The organism is Oricola cellulosilytica, from assembly GCF_019966575.1.
Lineage (GTDB): Bacteria > Pseudomonadota > Alphaproteobacteria > Rhizobiales > Rhizobiaceae > Oricola > Oricola cellulosilytica.
In genome coordinates this window covers 260,001-273,380 of record NZ_JAINFK010000003.1, presented here as the reverse complement: position 1 = coordinate 273,380, position 13,380 = coordinate 260,001, and the positions used below count along the sequence as shown (strand labels likewise).

The following is a 13,380-nucleotide window of genomic DNA, read 5'->3' as shown; positions in this document are numbered from 1 at the left end:
ACGCGCTTATAGTATGCGCGTTGTGACACCCTTGTGAAGCATTCGCTTCATCACAGCACCGGACAAATTTACGCTTGTTTTTCAGAAGGTTGTCAAGCGAATACTATTGCGGGGCAACCATGCGGCCCCGCCGGGCCGCGTAGAATGCCCAGAAAAGCCTGGCAGCGACGCCACGCCAGGGCGACCATGATTCGGCGATGACCCGCAATTCGCCGTCGCTTGGCCGTTCCGCCATACCGAAGGCGTCGGCCACGGCGTTTTGAAGCGCAATGTCGCCGCCGGGGAAGATGTCGGGGTGGCCAGCCGAGAACAGGAGGTAGATCTCGGCGGTCCATGGGCCGATTCCCTTGACCGCGGTCAGTCTTCCGATCGCCGCTTCGCCATCGACCCGGCACAGCTGATCGAGATCGAGATCGCCCGAGAGGACCCCTTCGCTGACGGCGACAAGCGTGCGCTGTTTTGGACGCGACAGTCCTGCCTTACGCCAGATATCCGGGCCGCCGGCCAGGAAGGGTTCGGGTTGGAGCGGGTCGATCAGCGTGGTCAACCGACCCCAGATCGCGTCGGCGCTCTGCTTCGAAACCTGCTGGGAGACGACGATGGATGCGAGACTCTCAAAGCCCGGCCTTGAGCGCCGCAAGGGAACGGGACCGCTTTCGTCAATGACGGCCCCCAAACGGGAATCGCATCGGCGAAGGGCTTGCAGTCCGCGCGCGATATCGCTTTCACTGTTGATCGGCTGCATTGCGGAGCGCCATTTCCCGGTCTTCGTTCGTCACACCACTCCTAACCGACTGCCTTGAATCGATTGTCTGAAACCCGATGAACCGATCCGGAGCCGTTTTCCGATTTGCGCCGAGCCCGAACGGCAGGCTCCATCTCGGGCATGCCTATTCGGCGCTGGTCAATTTCGAGATGGCGCGTCAAACGGGCGGTGCCTTCCTGCTGCGCATGGAGGATATCGACGTCGAACGCTGCACGCCAGCGTTCGAGCAGGGTATCTGTGAGGATTTACAGTGGCTCGGCATCGAATGGGATGACGTCATAAGGCGCCAATCCGAACATTTCGCCGATTACCGGCAGTCGCTCGATCTGCTGGAAGCCGAGGGAATCGTCTACCGGTCGTTCCTCAGCCGCTCCGAGGCGCGTCGTCTGGTCGAGGCGCATGAGTCCAAGGCCGGGCCATGGCCGCGCGATCCCGATGGCGCGCCACTCTATCCGGGCGGGCGGTTTGAAACCGGGAGCGGGGACCAACCCCATGTTCTTCGCCTGGACATGAAAGCGGCGCTCGAACGAATTGGATCTGACTGTCGCTGGGAGGAGACCGGCGCGGGACCGGAGGGAGAAACCGGGACCGTGCAGGGCAATCCTGCAGCGTGGGGCGATGTGGTGGTCGCGCGGCGCGATACGCCGACGAGCTACAACCTGTCCGTCGTGGTTGACGACGCCTTGCAAGGGGTTACCGATATCGTGCGCGGCCGCGATCTCTTTCACGCGACGGCCGTGCATGTGGTGCTGCAGGAACTCCTTGGGCTGACGCGGCCGTTGTATCATCACCACGACCTCGTGTTGGGAGCAGACGGCCGCAAGCTGTCGAAGACCAACCGGGACACGAGCCTCTCGGCCTTGCGTGAGGCCGGGGCGACACCCGGCGATATCCGGCGGATGGTCAGCCTATAGCGCCGCTGCAACCGCCAGCCAGAATGCGATCGTGACCGCGCCGAACGCGGTGCTCATCATGATTACATTCGTTGACAGCCCCTCGGCGGTCCTGAAGTGAGTGGCAAACAGATAGGCATTTACCCCCGTGGGACATGCCGCTGTCATCACCGCGACCCGGACCCATTCAATGGGTAGCCCCGGAAGGGAAATGCCGATCGCGAGCACGACTGCGGGCATGAACACCAATGACATGGCGGTGATGAGCGAAGCCTGCTTTATGTTGGAGGCGATCCCGTATTTGTGCAGGCTCATGCCGAGCGAAAACAGAGCCAGCGGTCCGGCGGTGCGTCCGAGCCATTCGACGATAGTGGCCGGCGGTCCCGAAAGCGGCAGGCCCGTCAGGCGCCAGAGCGCCCCGGCGACAATTCCCACGACGATGGCATTGGTGGCGAGGTTTTTCAGCACGCGCAGGGCGATCTCGTATGGATGGAACCCGTAACCCGGGTCGTCCGCATAGGCTGCATACTCCACCAGCAGACTTGCGGCGAGCAGCATCATCGGCAGGTGGATTGAGACAATGAGGAACAGGACCTGGGTCAGTTCGTCGCCATATGCGCGCTGCACGAGAGGAATGCCGATCAACACCGTGTTTGCGAAGGATGCTGCTATGCCGGCGATGATGCTCGCCTTGTAATCGCGCTTAAACACGACCCGGATCATGATCGAGGCGACGATCCAAGTGACCGCCACGCCGCCAAAATAGGCCAGCCAGAGTTGCGCGGCGCTGGCGGCGTCGAAGGTTCCGGTGGCGAGACTGGAAAACAGGAGGGCCGGTACCGCGATGACAAAAACATAACGGGCGAGCGCATCACCGGTATCGATCGTCAGGAGTTTGACCGATATAGCGAGATAGCCAAGAAGGCAGATGCCAAAGACGGGGAGAACGATCTCGAATACGTGCGCCACCCGTCCGCAATTTCACGAAACCGATGCGCGGTAAAGGGCCTTAGTAGCCGAGGCGGCTGGCGATCGCCTTGATAGTTGCCAGGAAAGCAAGCGATACAAACGCGCCGGTGATGCCTGCAACAGCCTGCATTGTCGGGTCACCCAACGGAATGTGGATCCAGTTCATCAGGTAGAGGCCGAGAAATCCCCCTACGAGCAGAATGACCATGTTGGGTACCGTACCGAAACCGTCAGCGCCCATCACGCCATCCATCGCCGAAGCGATAAAATATGCCCCCGCGCAGACGATCAATCCGATCATCAGGAGCGTCGTCGTGTCCATGCCAGCTATCATAGCTGTCCCACCACGCTTTCGTTCATCAGTCGTTAATATCACCTGCCGGTCTTTATTTGTTGTTGACCGGAAGCGTCCAATTTTAACGGCGCGGGCTTTTTCTCCGGCGGAGGCGACGACGCTTCGTCAGCGACTCGGTACGCGCGCTGGTCACCAAGGCGCGAGCCTCGCGGTAACGGATGATTGCAGCGTTGATTTCAGCGCCGAGAATGAAGATGGCGGAGATTATGTAGAGGAAAACCAGCGCGATCATAATCGACGCCAGGCCGGCATAGGTGGTCACGTAGACGGCGAAGCTCTCGAGATAGGTGGCGAACAGGGTGGCGCCGAGTACCCAGGCGACCATTGTCAGCGCGATCCCCGGAACCAGCGACCCGAACGAGCGTCTGCCAGCGGGCAGCCATTTGTGCGCCACGAACAAACCGCCAATCAGGACCACCAGCGCCACGGTGAAACGCAATACCCCGATGGAGACCGACAGCGCCTCGATTCCAGGCACCCATTGCCGGGCGATCCGGAATGCCAGCGGCGCGAGGACCAGGAGAAAGCTGATGGCCATGAAACTGAAGGTGGCGATGATGACAAAACCGAGGCTTTGCAGCCGGATTACCCAGATCGGCCGGGATTCGTCGACGCGATAGGCGCGGTTGAGCGCCACGCGCAAGGCCTCGATGCCGTTAGAGGCGAAGAATGCCGCCGCGAGAACCGAGATCGTCATCAGCCCGCCGCGCTGCACCGTCAGAACGTTTTCCACCTCGCGGGCGATCGGCGAGGCGATCCTCTCCGGCCAGGTGTCGAAAACCAGGTGGACAGCCGTCTCGGTAAACCGTTCGGCGCCCAGAAAGCCGGCGAGCGTGGTGGCGAAAATGAGGAAGGGAAAAATGGCGAGCAGAGTCGACAGGGCAACGTGGCTGGCAAGGGCCCATCCGTCCGTCGCGTTGAAATGGCCAAACGCGTCGTAGGTGACACGCTTTACAGCGACGATCCGCTTAAGCATCGGATTCCCCAGCGCGTTGCCATGCCAATGCGAATATGGGAAAGCCCTCCATCCTGTTGATATTTCCATAACGCGAAGATGCCACACAGTTCAGCAATTCTAATCACCGGTTGTTCAACGGGCATCGGACGCTACTGTTCCCGCCGCCTTCGTGAAGACGGGTACCGCGTGTTCGCGTCCGCGCGCAAGGAGGCCGATCTAGCGCGGCTTGCCGGAGAGGGATTCGAGACAGTCTATCTCGACTACCGCGAACCCGATTCGATTGCGGCGGCTTTCGAGAAGGTGATGAACGCGACGGGCGGCAGGCTAGACGCGCTTTACAATAACGGCGCCTACAGCCAGCCGGGGGCAGTGGAAGATCTGCCGATCGCGGCGCTTCGTGAGCAATTCGACGCGAATTTCTTCGGCTGGCACGAACTGACGTCGCTTGCCGTTCCGGTGATGCGCCGCCAAGGGCACGGCCGGATCATCCATTGTTCCTCGGTACTGGGATTTGTACCGGCGCCGCTCCGGGGCGCCTATGTCGCTTCGAAATACGCGATCGAGGGTCTCATGCTGACGCAGCGCATGGAATTGCTGGGCAGTGGCCTTCATGTTTCGCTAATCGAGCCAGGACCGGTTCCATCCATGATCGCCGCCAATGCGCTGCGATACGCCCGCAAGTATATCGACCTGGAGGGCAGCGTGCATGCCGCTGCCTACGGAAAGCGGATTGCGCAACTCGAGGCCGGCGGCACCCCCGACGACAAGGGGCGCGCGCTGGCCTCGGTCTATCGCGCACTGAGCCACGCCCTGACGGCTGCAAGGCCGCAATCTCGATATCATGTCACGCCGCAAACCCGCATCGCCGCGCTCGGAAAGTGGCTGCTTCCCACCGACCTTTTCTATAGACTCGTCGCGGCACGAGCCTAGGTAAGGGTGCACGGAAGCGGTTTGACGAAACTCATGGACGTTCACTATGTCTGATGTGCTTTTTTATCTAGCTTTGGCGGTCATGCTTGCTGTTGCTGCCACGCTGATGGTCGGTCTGCGAAACATGATGCGCAGCGGCGACGGGAATTTTTCCAACAAGATGATGCAGCTTCGCGTATTTCTGCAGTTCGTTGCCGTTGTGGTCATCGTGATCGGTATCTGGATCGCCCGGTCGGGCGGTGCAGGATAGGAATGATTCATGGTCGTGCTCAACAAGATCTACACGAAGACTGGCGATGACGGCACGACCGGGCTCGGGTCCGGGGAACGGCGCCTGAAGCACGATATCCGCGTCGAAGCCTACGGAACTGTCGACGAGGCGAATGCCTGCATCGGTCTCGCTCGCATTGAGACGGCCAAGGGCCATGCGGAGATCGACGCGATGCTGTCGCGCATCCAGAACGATTTGTTCGATCTCGGCGCCGACCTGGCGACGCCCCAAACGGGCGAAAAGCCGCCTTACGAGCCGCTTCGCATCATCCAGTCGCAAGTTGCGCGTATCGAGAACGACATCGATACGCTGAACGCCGATCTCAGCCCGCTGCGTTCCTTTATTCTGCCCGGCGGGACGGAGGCTGCCGCCGCGCTGCATTTGGCCCGCACGGTGGCACGACGCGCCGAGCGGGTGATGGTCGAACTAGCGGAAAAGCCCGGCGAGCAAGTCAACGCAGAAGCGCTCAAATATATCAATCGGGTGTCCGACTTCCTGTTCGTTGCGGCACGCGCGGTCAACAAAAAGGGCGGCCGGGATGTGCTGTGGGTACCGGGCGAAAACCGCTAACTCTTCCTACGGCGTTAAGCGCTTCTCGAAGAAGAAATCCGGATAGGGGTCGTCGTTGAAGCGGTCGATCTCTGTCCAGCCCGTATTCCGATAGAGGTGGATCGCCTCGGGAAGGGCCTTATTCGTGTCGAGTCGCAACGTGGTGATTGAAAGGCTCAAGGCGGCATCCTCCGCGGCGGCCATCAGGTGCCTGGCCAGTCCCAGGCCGCGCGCGCAAGGGGCGACCCAGAGCCGCTTGACTTCCGCGATCTGGCCGCCGCTGCCCTTCAGACCGACGCACCCTACTGGCAGTCCGTCGGACTCCGCCACGATAAACGCTCCGCGCGGGCGGACCATGTCCGAGGCCTCGGGATCGCGAGATCGTGCGACCTCGAAGCCTTCCTCGAAACGACGCGCCAGCTCCGCATAATACGCCTCCAAGCAGTATCGTGCGTCCGTACTTTCCGGATTGGTCTCCGCAAGGGAGATGTTGTCGCGGCCAATGGCTGATGCCACAAGATCCATCGCCTCGAGCAGCGCATCCGGATTCGGGTGACTACCGAGAAAACGTTCGGCGCGCTGATTGGACAACCTCTCATAGGCCGCAAACTCCCGCCGGCCCGCCTCCGTCAGTTCAATGATGCGGCGGCGAGCATCTCGCGAATGCCGCAGTGTCACCACGAGCCCGTCCTCCTCCAGCCCGCGGAGGAGGCGACTCGCCAATCCGGAATCCAGCCCGAGGTAGTCGCGAATGTCAGACACGTCGGATCGCCCCTGACCCACCGCATTCAAAAGCCGCGCGGCGCCGAGCGGCCGTCCGCGGCCCAGAAACGAGGTGTCGAGCGCGCCGACCTCCATCGTCACGGCGCGGCTGAAGCGGCGGAAACGGGCAACGGGATCAATCGTCGTCATGATCTCTGACTTTAGTCAGATAAATTGCGTTGACAAGAAAAACATTGCTTCGGTCCCCACGGTTTCGAGCAGGTCGCGGGCCACCTTGTAGGCCACGTGCCAAAACCGCTAGGAACGGATATCGCTTTCCGATCGAGTCGCCGCCCACCATGTTCATCCCGCTGCATGACGCCAATCAGCTGAAGCACATCAAGCTGCAGTATGTGACGCTGGCGCTGATCGCGGTAAACGTGCTTGTCTATCTTGCCTTCAATCTCGATTTCGTTCCGGGATTCCACAACGCTGCCGTTTTCTCGCTTGGCTACATCCCGGCCGTGGTGAACGATTTCGCCGAACTGCCGCCCGAGGCAGTGCTGATCCCTGAAGAGCTGTCACTCGTGTCGCACGCCTTCCTGCACTCCGGGTTCATGCATCTTGGAACCAATATGCTGTTTCTCTGGGTGTTCGGCGACAATGTCGAGGATGCGCTCGGGCACTTTCGCTTTCTTGCCTTTTACCTGCTTTGCGCGGCGGCGGGCGCTCTGGCCCACGGACTGCTTCTTCCCACTTCGGAGGCGCCGCTCATTGGTGCCTCAGGTGCCATTTCGGGCGTCATCGGCGCCTATCTGCTACTGCATCCGAAGGTGCTGATCTGGGTGCTCGCTTTCGGGCGTATCCCGCTGCGGCTGCCGGCATTCATCCCGCTGGTATTGTGGGTCGGATACCAAATGGCCGCAATCGTTCTCTATCCGGATGATGAAATCTCATGGGCGGCGCATGTGGGCGGGGTCCTCACCGGGATGGCGCTGGTTCTTGTCATGCGACGACGCGGTGTGCCGTTGTTCGACCGGAGGATAGTCACTCCGCGCGCGGTCACGGTCGGGACAACCGCCGCGCGCGAGAACCCTCGATCCGCGCCGCCCAGACCATGGGGCCGCGGGTAAGGCAGGCGCGTGCAGGAAGAGGTTGTTGACGTTCACGTAAACGTCAATTAGTTCGTGTACGGAGGTTCAGGGCTTGTCCGAAAAGGGACTTGCCGCATGGGCAAGAAAACGGCATTCCCGTGCCGACGGGAAATGTCGAGTTTGCGCAAGCCGCGCAGCCGCTGCGTCCGTATGGATTGCGGCGAAAAGCATGGGAGTGAAGAGCAATGAAGGTTTTGGTGCCGGTCAAGCGGGTCGTTGACTACAACGTCAAGGTTCGCGTGAAGGCAGACGGTTCGGGCGTCGAGCTTGCCAATGTGAAGATGTCGATGAATCCATTTGACGAAATCGCGGTGGAAGAGGCGATCCGGCTGAAGGAGGCTGGCCAAGCAACCGAGATCGTCGCCGTTTCGATCGGGCCGCAGCAGGCACAGGAAACCATTCGAACCGCACTGGCCATGGGCGCCGACCGCGGCATTCTGGTCAAGACCGACGAGCTGACCGAGCCGCTGGCGGTAGCCAAGATCCTGAAAGGTGTGGTCGACGAAGAGCAGCCGGGCCTCGTAATTCTCGGCAAGCAGGCGATCGACGATGACGCAAACCAGACCGGCCAGATGCTGGCTGCGCTGCTCGGCTGGAGTCAGGGAACTTTCGCATCCAAGGTCGAGATCGAAGGCGAGAATGCGAAAGTGACGCGCGAAATCGATGGCGGGCTGCAGACGGTTTCACTCGCGATGCCGGCAATCGTTACGACCGACCTGCGCCTCAACCAGCCGCGTTACGCTTCGCTCCCGAACATCATGAAGGCAAAGAAGAAGCCACTCGATGAAAAGACGCCCTCCGATTACGGCGTCGATGTGAGCCCGCGTCTCAGGGTGCTGAAGACGGAAGAGCCCGAAGGCCGCAAGGCAGGCGTGAAGGTGGGCAGCGTCTCGGAACTCGTCGACAAGCTGAAAAACGAAGCGGGTGTCCTCTAGGGACGCGGGAAGGAACACGAAAATGGCCATTCTTCTTGTTGCCGAACACGACAACGAAACCCTCTCCGACCAGACCGCGAAAGCGCTGAGCGCGGCGTCTGCCATCGGCGGCGAGGTGCATGTGCTGGTCGCAGGTTCCAATGCGAAGGCGGCGGCCGAGGCGGCCGCGAAGCTAGACGGCGCGTCCAAGGTGCTACTGGCCGAGGATGCTTCGCTGGAGCAGCAACTCGCCGAACCAATGGCGGCGCTGATCGTCTCGCTGGCGGACGATTACGACACGCTGATCGCGGCCGCGACCACAAACGGCAAAAACATCATGCCGCGCGTCGCGGCGCTGCTCGACGTGATGCAGATCTCGGATGTTATCGAGGTTGTCAGCGCCGACACGTTCAAGCGCCCAATCTATGCGGGCAACGCGATCCAGACCGTTCAGGCAACAGATGCCAAAAAGGTCATTACCGTGCGCACGGCCTCCTTCAACAGCGCTGGCGAGGGCGGCTCGGCGGAGGTGGCGACTGTCTCAGCGCCGGCCGATCCGGGGCTTTCCTCCTTCGTCGAGAACAGGATCGCGGAGAGCGACCGGCCGGAACTGACGAGCGCCAAGATCATCATCTCGGGCGGACGCGCGCTGGGATCGAAGGAGAAGTTCGAGGAAGTGATGCTGCCCGTGGCCGACAAGCTCGGGGCCGCGATCGGCGCGAGCCGCGCCGCGGTCGACGCCGGCTACGCGCCGAACGACTGGCAGGTCGGACAGACCGGCAAGGTTGTCGCGCCTGAACTCTATATCGCCTGCGGCATCTCAGGAGCGATCCAGCATCTTGCCGGCATGAAGGACTCGAAGGTCATCGTGGCCATCAACAAGGACGAGGAGGCGCCGATCTTCCAGGTCGCCGACTATGGTCTGGTGGGCGACCTGTTCGACATTCTGCCGGAGTTCGAGAAGGCGCTCTGAGCCGCTTACGGCAACCGAACCAAAGCCGCCGGCTGGCTTGCCGGCGGCTTTTTTGTTACCGCTTGGACTTTGTTACCGCTTGGACCATGCCCGGGAGATCGGCAGGTGGCCATGGATGCGAATGCACAGACGGTACGGGCGGCGGGAAGCCGGACGTTCTGCCCGCGGGAACGCAGACGGTTCGTCCTGATTTCGGCGATTCTCGCTTCGAGTATGGGCTTCATCGACGGAAGTGTCGTCGCGATCGCAATTCCGTCCATCCGGCAGGACCTGCCGGCTTCGCTGGCGGAAGCTCTCTGGATATCCAACGCTTACATGCTTTTCCTGTCGTCGCTGATCCTGATCGGTGGCGCGGCTGGCGACAGCTATGGTTTGCGGCGGACATTCATCGCGGGAATCGCAATTTTCGTTGCCGCGTCGCTGGTATGCGCGCTTGCGCCGAATGCCCCCTTGCTGATCGGTGCCCGTGCGATCCAAGGAGTGGGCGCGGCGATCATGGTTCCCGGTAGCTTGGCGATCATCGCTAAGGCATATCCACCCGACAAGCGCGGGAAGGCGATCGGCATATGGGCTTCGGCGTCAGCTTTCATGACGATCGGCGGACCGGTCCTCGGCGGGTTCGTTCTGTCGGTGGGCGGCGAGCCGGCGTGGCGGCTGATTTTCGCGATCAATTTGCCACTCGGGCTGGCGGCGATGGCGATGTTGTGGTTCCGGGTGCCGCCCGACGCGCCGGAAGCAAAACGCGAAATCGACTGGATCGGAGGGTCGCTCGTCACGGTTTCCCTGTTTCTTCTCGCCTATGGGCTGACGGGCACGGAGGGCGAGAGCACTGTGCCGGGTGCGCCGAGGCTGATCCTGTTCGTTGGCGCCGGAGCGCTTTTCCTTTCGCTGTTCGTCTATGCCGAAATGCGCGCCAAGGTGCCGATGGTGCCGCTCGACCTGTTTCGCATCACTGCCTTTTCGGGTGCGAACGTGCTGACCTTCTTCCTCTATTTCGGCCTGTCTGCGGTTCTGTTTTATCTGCCGATGACGGTGATCGGCGTCTGGGGCTTCAGCGAGTCGGAAGCCGCGATCGCATTCGTGCCGTTCGGAGCATCAATTGCCGTGCTTTCGGGTTGGGCGGGCGCACAGTCGGACCGGTTTGGACCGGCGGCCATGATCACAGCGGGATCGGTGATTGTCGCTTTGGCGTATTTCGGCCTCGCATGGTCCGCTTCGTCTCAGGATCTCTGGTTCCAGGTGCTGCCGCTCATGTTTGCGGGCGGTCTCGGCATGGGTCTCGTCGTTTCACCTCTGTCCGCTGCGGTGATGACGTCGGTCTCCGATGACGACACCGGCACGGCCTCGGGAGTCAATAACGCGATCTCGCGTGTCGCCGGATTGGTCGCGGTCGCGTCGATGGGTCTGGTCGCCGCCACCGCTTATGATTCGAGCGTGGAAGCGAGCGGTGAGGCAGCCGCGTTGTCAGGTGTCTCCTTTGGCTCACTCTTCTTAGGCGATGCGGGCGCCGAAGCGGCCCATCAGGCTGCGACCAACCGCGCTTTCGCATTGATCGCGACAATCGTGGGGGCGATGTCGTTGGCGTCGGCGGCCATCGCCTGGATCACGCTCGGGCATGGACCGAGAGGGGAGGCCGCGCGGCAAACTGAGGCCGGCTAGCCGTCGACTTGCGCGACAACCGTCCCGTCGGGCGTCTCTTTCTGCAGCAAGGCATTGATGCGGTCGCGTTCGCGGCTGAAGGCCTGAAGATCATCGCCGGCAAGAACCCGCCCCTTGGGAAGTCGGACTCGAAGCGGGTCAACGCGATTGCCGTTCACCCGCATCTCGTAGTGAAGGTGCGGACCGGTCGAAAGGCCGGTGGTGCCGACATAACCGATCACCTGTCCCTGGCGGACGCGGGCACCCTCACGTATGCCCTTCGCAAACGCCGTTTGATGCGAGAACGAGGTCTCGTAGCCGTTTGCATGCTTAAGCAGAGTCTGTTTGCCGTAACCGCTCGACCACCCCGCCTTCTTCACAACCCCGGCGCCCGGGGAGATTATCGGAGTGCCGCGCGGCGCCGACCAATCGACCCCCCAGTGCATCTTCGAATAACCGAGGATTGGATGTTTCCTCATGCCGAAGGCCGAGCGGAATTTCCCGTTCGGTACAGGGTTGCGGAGCAGGAACTGGCGGGCGCTGCGTCCCTCCGGATCGTAATAGTCGACCGTTCCATCGGATGAGCGGTAGCGATAGTAGGTGCGGGTTGTTCCGCCGAAGTCGGCCTCCACGAAAAGGAGCTCGTGATCTTCTTCCTCCGCCACCGCTTCTTCCGGCAGTGAGAAAAACAGCTCCAGCCGGTCCGTTGGTCGAATCGCGCTCTGGAAGTCGACATCGGCGGCAACCATGCGGACGATCTGCGCCGCCATCTCCTCCGGCAGATCGTAGGCGAGGACGCCGCGGTATATCGCGTTATAGGCGCTTGGCAGATCACGGCTCGCCAGAACCGGAGCCATCTCGTCGCCTTCGCGGTCGCTCATGATCCCCGAACCAACCGGTTCGGGCGCCGGGACATACTGCATCCTGTCATTCAGCGCGATCGTCAGCTGGTGGTTCGGGCCGGAATAGACCGATGCCCGCACGATGTCCTTACCGGCCGGGCCATCCTGCAGCCCGAGCCGGATGGCGTGGCCGGACTTTAGCGACTTGGTCTTCAGCAGCGTTTCCAAGGCTTCGGCCATGGAAGCAGCCCGGCCATATCCGGTTGACCCGAGGACCGCGGCGATTTCCATCGTGGAGGTCATCTCGATCAGGTCTTCCTCAAAAACGGGGAATTCTACCGTGTTGTCCTGGCGCGGTGCGACGGTCATGTTTTGGGGAATCACACGGGCTGTGGCGGCCAGTCCAAGAGCGGCCAGTCCGATGTCGTCGACCCCGAAACGCAAGGGATCCACATAGTGCAGCGATGCGAGCTGCACCGTGCCATCCGTCAATATAGCCGCCGTCTCCCGAACGATTTCCTCGGCTTCCTGATCGTTGAGCGCCAAGGCGTTCGAGGGGATGTCCTTGCTGAAGTCGAAATCCGCAGTCCAGATGCTGACCTCGGTTTCGACCGTCGCGCCGTAAATGAGACTTTGCTCGACATCGTCGACAACGCCCCCGGCCTCCTCATTATCGGAGAAGATGTTGAGCGGATCGAATGGCGGAAAGGCTCGGTCGGTCTTGTGATTTGCTGCAAGTGCGATCTTCACGTGTTCAAACGGCTTGGTGCGAATTACGTCGCCGTCACCCTGTCGGGTGACCGTCGAGACGCTCATGCGCCGGCGGTCTGTGGGTTCGGAAATGAAGGCGGCCGCCTTGTATACACGCGCGCCCTTTTCCCCCAAATCCCGGTTGCCGAAAGCATCCAAAACGTCGGCGCTGGCCACTTCTGCAGGCGTGGCCAAAAGTTCACGGCCGTCCAAGGCGGCAAACAAGGCGGCACCCATCAGAACCGTGGACGTCAGTCCGGTGAGGGCGGTGCCGCTCAACCATCTGAGAGAAACCTCTCGCCGATCCGGCACGCGTTTCCGTCCCGCACCGAGGAGCGGCGGCTCATTTCCGACGTCAATGCTCCGGGATTGCGGTCCGGCGGAATGCGTGATTGCCATTATGCTTTTGATGTTGGCTTCCCCTTACGCCTGTTCCATGCCTTTTGGACCGTAATGTGTCAACGCGGACCTATGAACAGGAAGCGTCAATAGGGGGGCATATTTTAAGGAGTCCGCCGAGAGTGGACAACATAGAGGACGGCGAGTTCGGCCCGCTCGCGTCGGACCGCGCCGACGGCGCGCTTCTGGGTGTCCTCGCTTACGGTGGTCCGGGTCTCGCAGTGTGGTCTGCGCAGCCGGCTTCGCGCCCTTAACGCAAGGGCCAGAAAGGCGTCCGGGCCGACTGGCAAAAAAATGAAAAAAAACGCAGAATGGCG

Annotated in this window: 15 protein-coding genes; 9 read left to right on the top strand and 6 right to left on the bottom strand. The window is 61.4% G+C overall.

Features of this window, described 5'->3' with window-relative positions; all coding sequences use genetic code 11:
• Nucleotides 1-103: 103 nt before the first annotated feature.
• Complete coding sequence (locus LC298_RS08835) at nucleotides 104-745, bottom strand: DNA-3-methyladenine glycosylase family protein (protein WP_131568930.1); 642 nt, start codon at nucleotides 743-745, stop codon at nucleotides 104-106.
• A gap of 77 nt (nucleotides 746-822) precedes the next feature.
• Here LC298_RS08835 and gluQRS point away from each other — a divergent pair, with 77 nt between their 5' ends.
• A complete protein-coding gene (gluQRS, locus tag LC298_RS08830; RefSeq protein ID WP_131568928.1) occupies nucleotides 823-1,680 on the top strand; it encodes a tRNA glutamyl-Q(34) synthetase GluQRS in 858 nt (285 codons plus the stop codon).
• On the opposite strand, the gene LC298_RS18110 is transcribed toward gluQRS, so the two are convergent.
• The 3 genes from LC298_RS18110 to LC298_RS08815 all read right to left on the bottom strand — a co-directional run bounded on the left by LC298_RS18110 (nucleotide 1,675) and on the right by LC298_RS08815 (nucleotide 3,959).
• On the bottom strand, nucleotides 1,675-2,628 hold the full coding sequence (locus LC298_RS18110) for an AEC family transporter (protein ID WP_131568926.1): 954 nt from the start codon (nucleotides 2,626-2,628) through the stop codon (nucleotides 1,675-1,677). The two genes, gluQRS and LC298_RS18110, sit on opposite strands and share 6 nt — an antisense overlap.
• Nucleotides 2,629-2,668: 40 nt before the next feature.
• The gene (locus LC298_RS08820; RefSeq protein WP_131568924.1) at nucleotides 2,669-2,950 is read right to left on the bottom strand and encodes a hypothetical protein; all 282 of its coding nucleotides are present in this window, start codon (nucleotides 2,948-2,950) and stop codon (nucleotides 2,669-2,671) included.
• A gap of 94 nt (nucleotides 2,951-3,044) precedes the next feature.
• Complete coding sequence (locus tag LC298_RS08815; RefSeq protein ID WP_131568922.1) at nucleotides 3,045-3,959, bottom strand: YihY/virulence factor BrkB family protein; 915 nt, start codon at nucleotides 3,957-3,959, stop codon at nucleotides 3,045-3,047.
• 78 nt (nucleotides 3,960-4,037) lie between these two features.
• Between LC298_RS08815 and LC298_RS08810 the strand changes: the two genes are divergently transcribed.
• From LC298_RS08810 to LC298_RS08800, 3 genes are read left to right on the top strand one after another with little or no spacing between them, the layout of a single operon-like run.
• Entirely contained in the window at nucleotides 4,038-4,871 is an 834-nt protein-coding gene (locus LC298_RS08810) for an SDR family oxidoreductase (RefSeq protein ID WP_131568919.1), read from the top strand.
• Nucleotides 4,872-4,917: 46 nt separating this feature from the next.
• A complete protein-coding gene (locus LC298_RS08805; protein ID WP_131568917.1) occupies nucleotides 4,918-5,121 on the top strand; it encodes a twin transmembrane helix small protein in 204 nt (67 codons plus the stop codon).
• Nucleotides 5,122-5,130: 9 nt separating this feature from the next.
• The gene (locus LC298_RS08800) at nucleotides 5,131-5,712 is read left to right on the top strand and encodes a cob(I)yrinic acid a,c-diamide adenosyltransferase (RefSeq protein ID WP_131568915.1); all 582 of its coding nucleotides are present in this window, start codon (nucleotides 5,131-5,133) and stop codon (nucleotides 5,710-5,712) included.
• 6 nt (nucleotides 5,713-5,718) lie between these two features.
• Here LC298_RS08800 and LC298_RS08795 read toward each other — a convergent pair whose 3' ends face one another.
• The gene (locus LC298_RS08795; protein ID WP_131568913.1) at nucleotides 5,719-6,603 is read right to left on the bottom strand and encodes a bifunctional helix-turn-helix transcriptional regulator/GNAT family N-acetyltransferase; all 885 of its coding nucleotides are present in this window, start codon (nucleotides 6,601-6,603) and stop codon (nucleotides 5,719-5,721) included.
• A 149-nt stretch (nucleotides 6,604-6,752) separates the two neighbouring features.
• Between LC298_RS08795 and LC298_RS08790 the strand changes: the two genes are divergently transcribed.
• The 4 genes from LC298_RS08790 (at nucleotide 6,753) to LC298_RS08775 (ending at nucleotide 11,093) form a co-directional block, all read left to right on the top strand.
• Nucleotides 6,753-7,526, top strand: coding sequence for a rhomboid family intramembrane serine protease (locus LC298_RS08790; RefSeq protein ID WP_131568910.1), 774 nt, complete (start codon nucleotides 6,753-6,755; stop codon nucleotides 7,524-7,526).
• A gap of 206 nt (nucleotides 7,527-7,732) precedes the next feature.
• A complete protein-coding gene (locus LC298_RS08785) occupies nucleotides 7,733-8,482 on the top strand; it encodes an electron transfer flavoprotein subunit beta/FixA family protein (protein ID WP_131568908.1) in 750 nt (249 codons plus the stop codon).
• A gap of 22 nt (nucleotides 8,483-8,504) precedes the next feature.
• The gene (locus LC298_RS08780; RefSeq protein WP_131568906.1) at nucleotides 8,505-9,434 is read left to right on the top strand and encodes an electron transfer flavoprotein subunit alpha/FixB family protein; all 930 of its coding nucleotides are present in this window, start codon (nucleotides 8,505-8,507) and stop codon (nucleotides 9,432-9,434) included.
• A gap of 111 nt (nucleotides 9,435-9,545) precedes the next feature.
• Entirely contained in the window at nucleotides 9,546-11,093 is a 1,548-nt protein-coding gene (locus LC298_RS08775; protein WP_131568904.1) for an MFS transporter, read from the top strand.
• Here LC298_RS08775 and LC298_RS08770 read toward each other — a convergent pair.
• Complete coding sequence (locus tag LC298_RS08770) at nucleotides 11,090-13,063, bottom strand: M23 family metallopeptidase (RefSeq protein WP_131568902.1); 1,974 nt, start codon at nucleotides 13,061-13,063, stop codon at nucleotides 11,090-11,092. The two genes, LC298_RS08775 and LC298_RS08770, sit on opposite strands and share 4 nt — an antisense overlap.
• A gap of 122 nt (nucleotides 13,064-13,185) precedes the next feature.
• Here LC298_RS08770 and LC298_RS18005 point away from each other — a divergent pair, with 122 nt between their 5' ends.
• The gene (locus tag LC298_RS18005; RefSeq protein ID WP_263289079.1) at nucleotides 13,186-13,317 is read left to right on the top strand and encodes a hypothetical protein; all 132 of its coding nucleotides are present in this window, start codon (nucleotides 13,186-13,188) and stop codon (nucleotides 13,315-13,317) included.
• Nucleotides 13,318-13,380 lie beyond the last annotated feature (63 nt).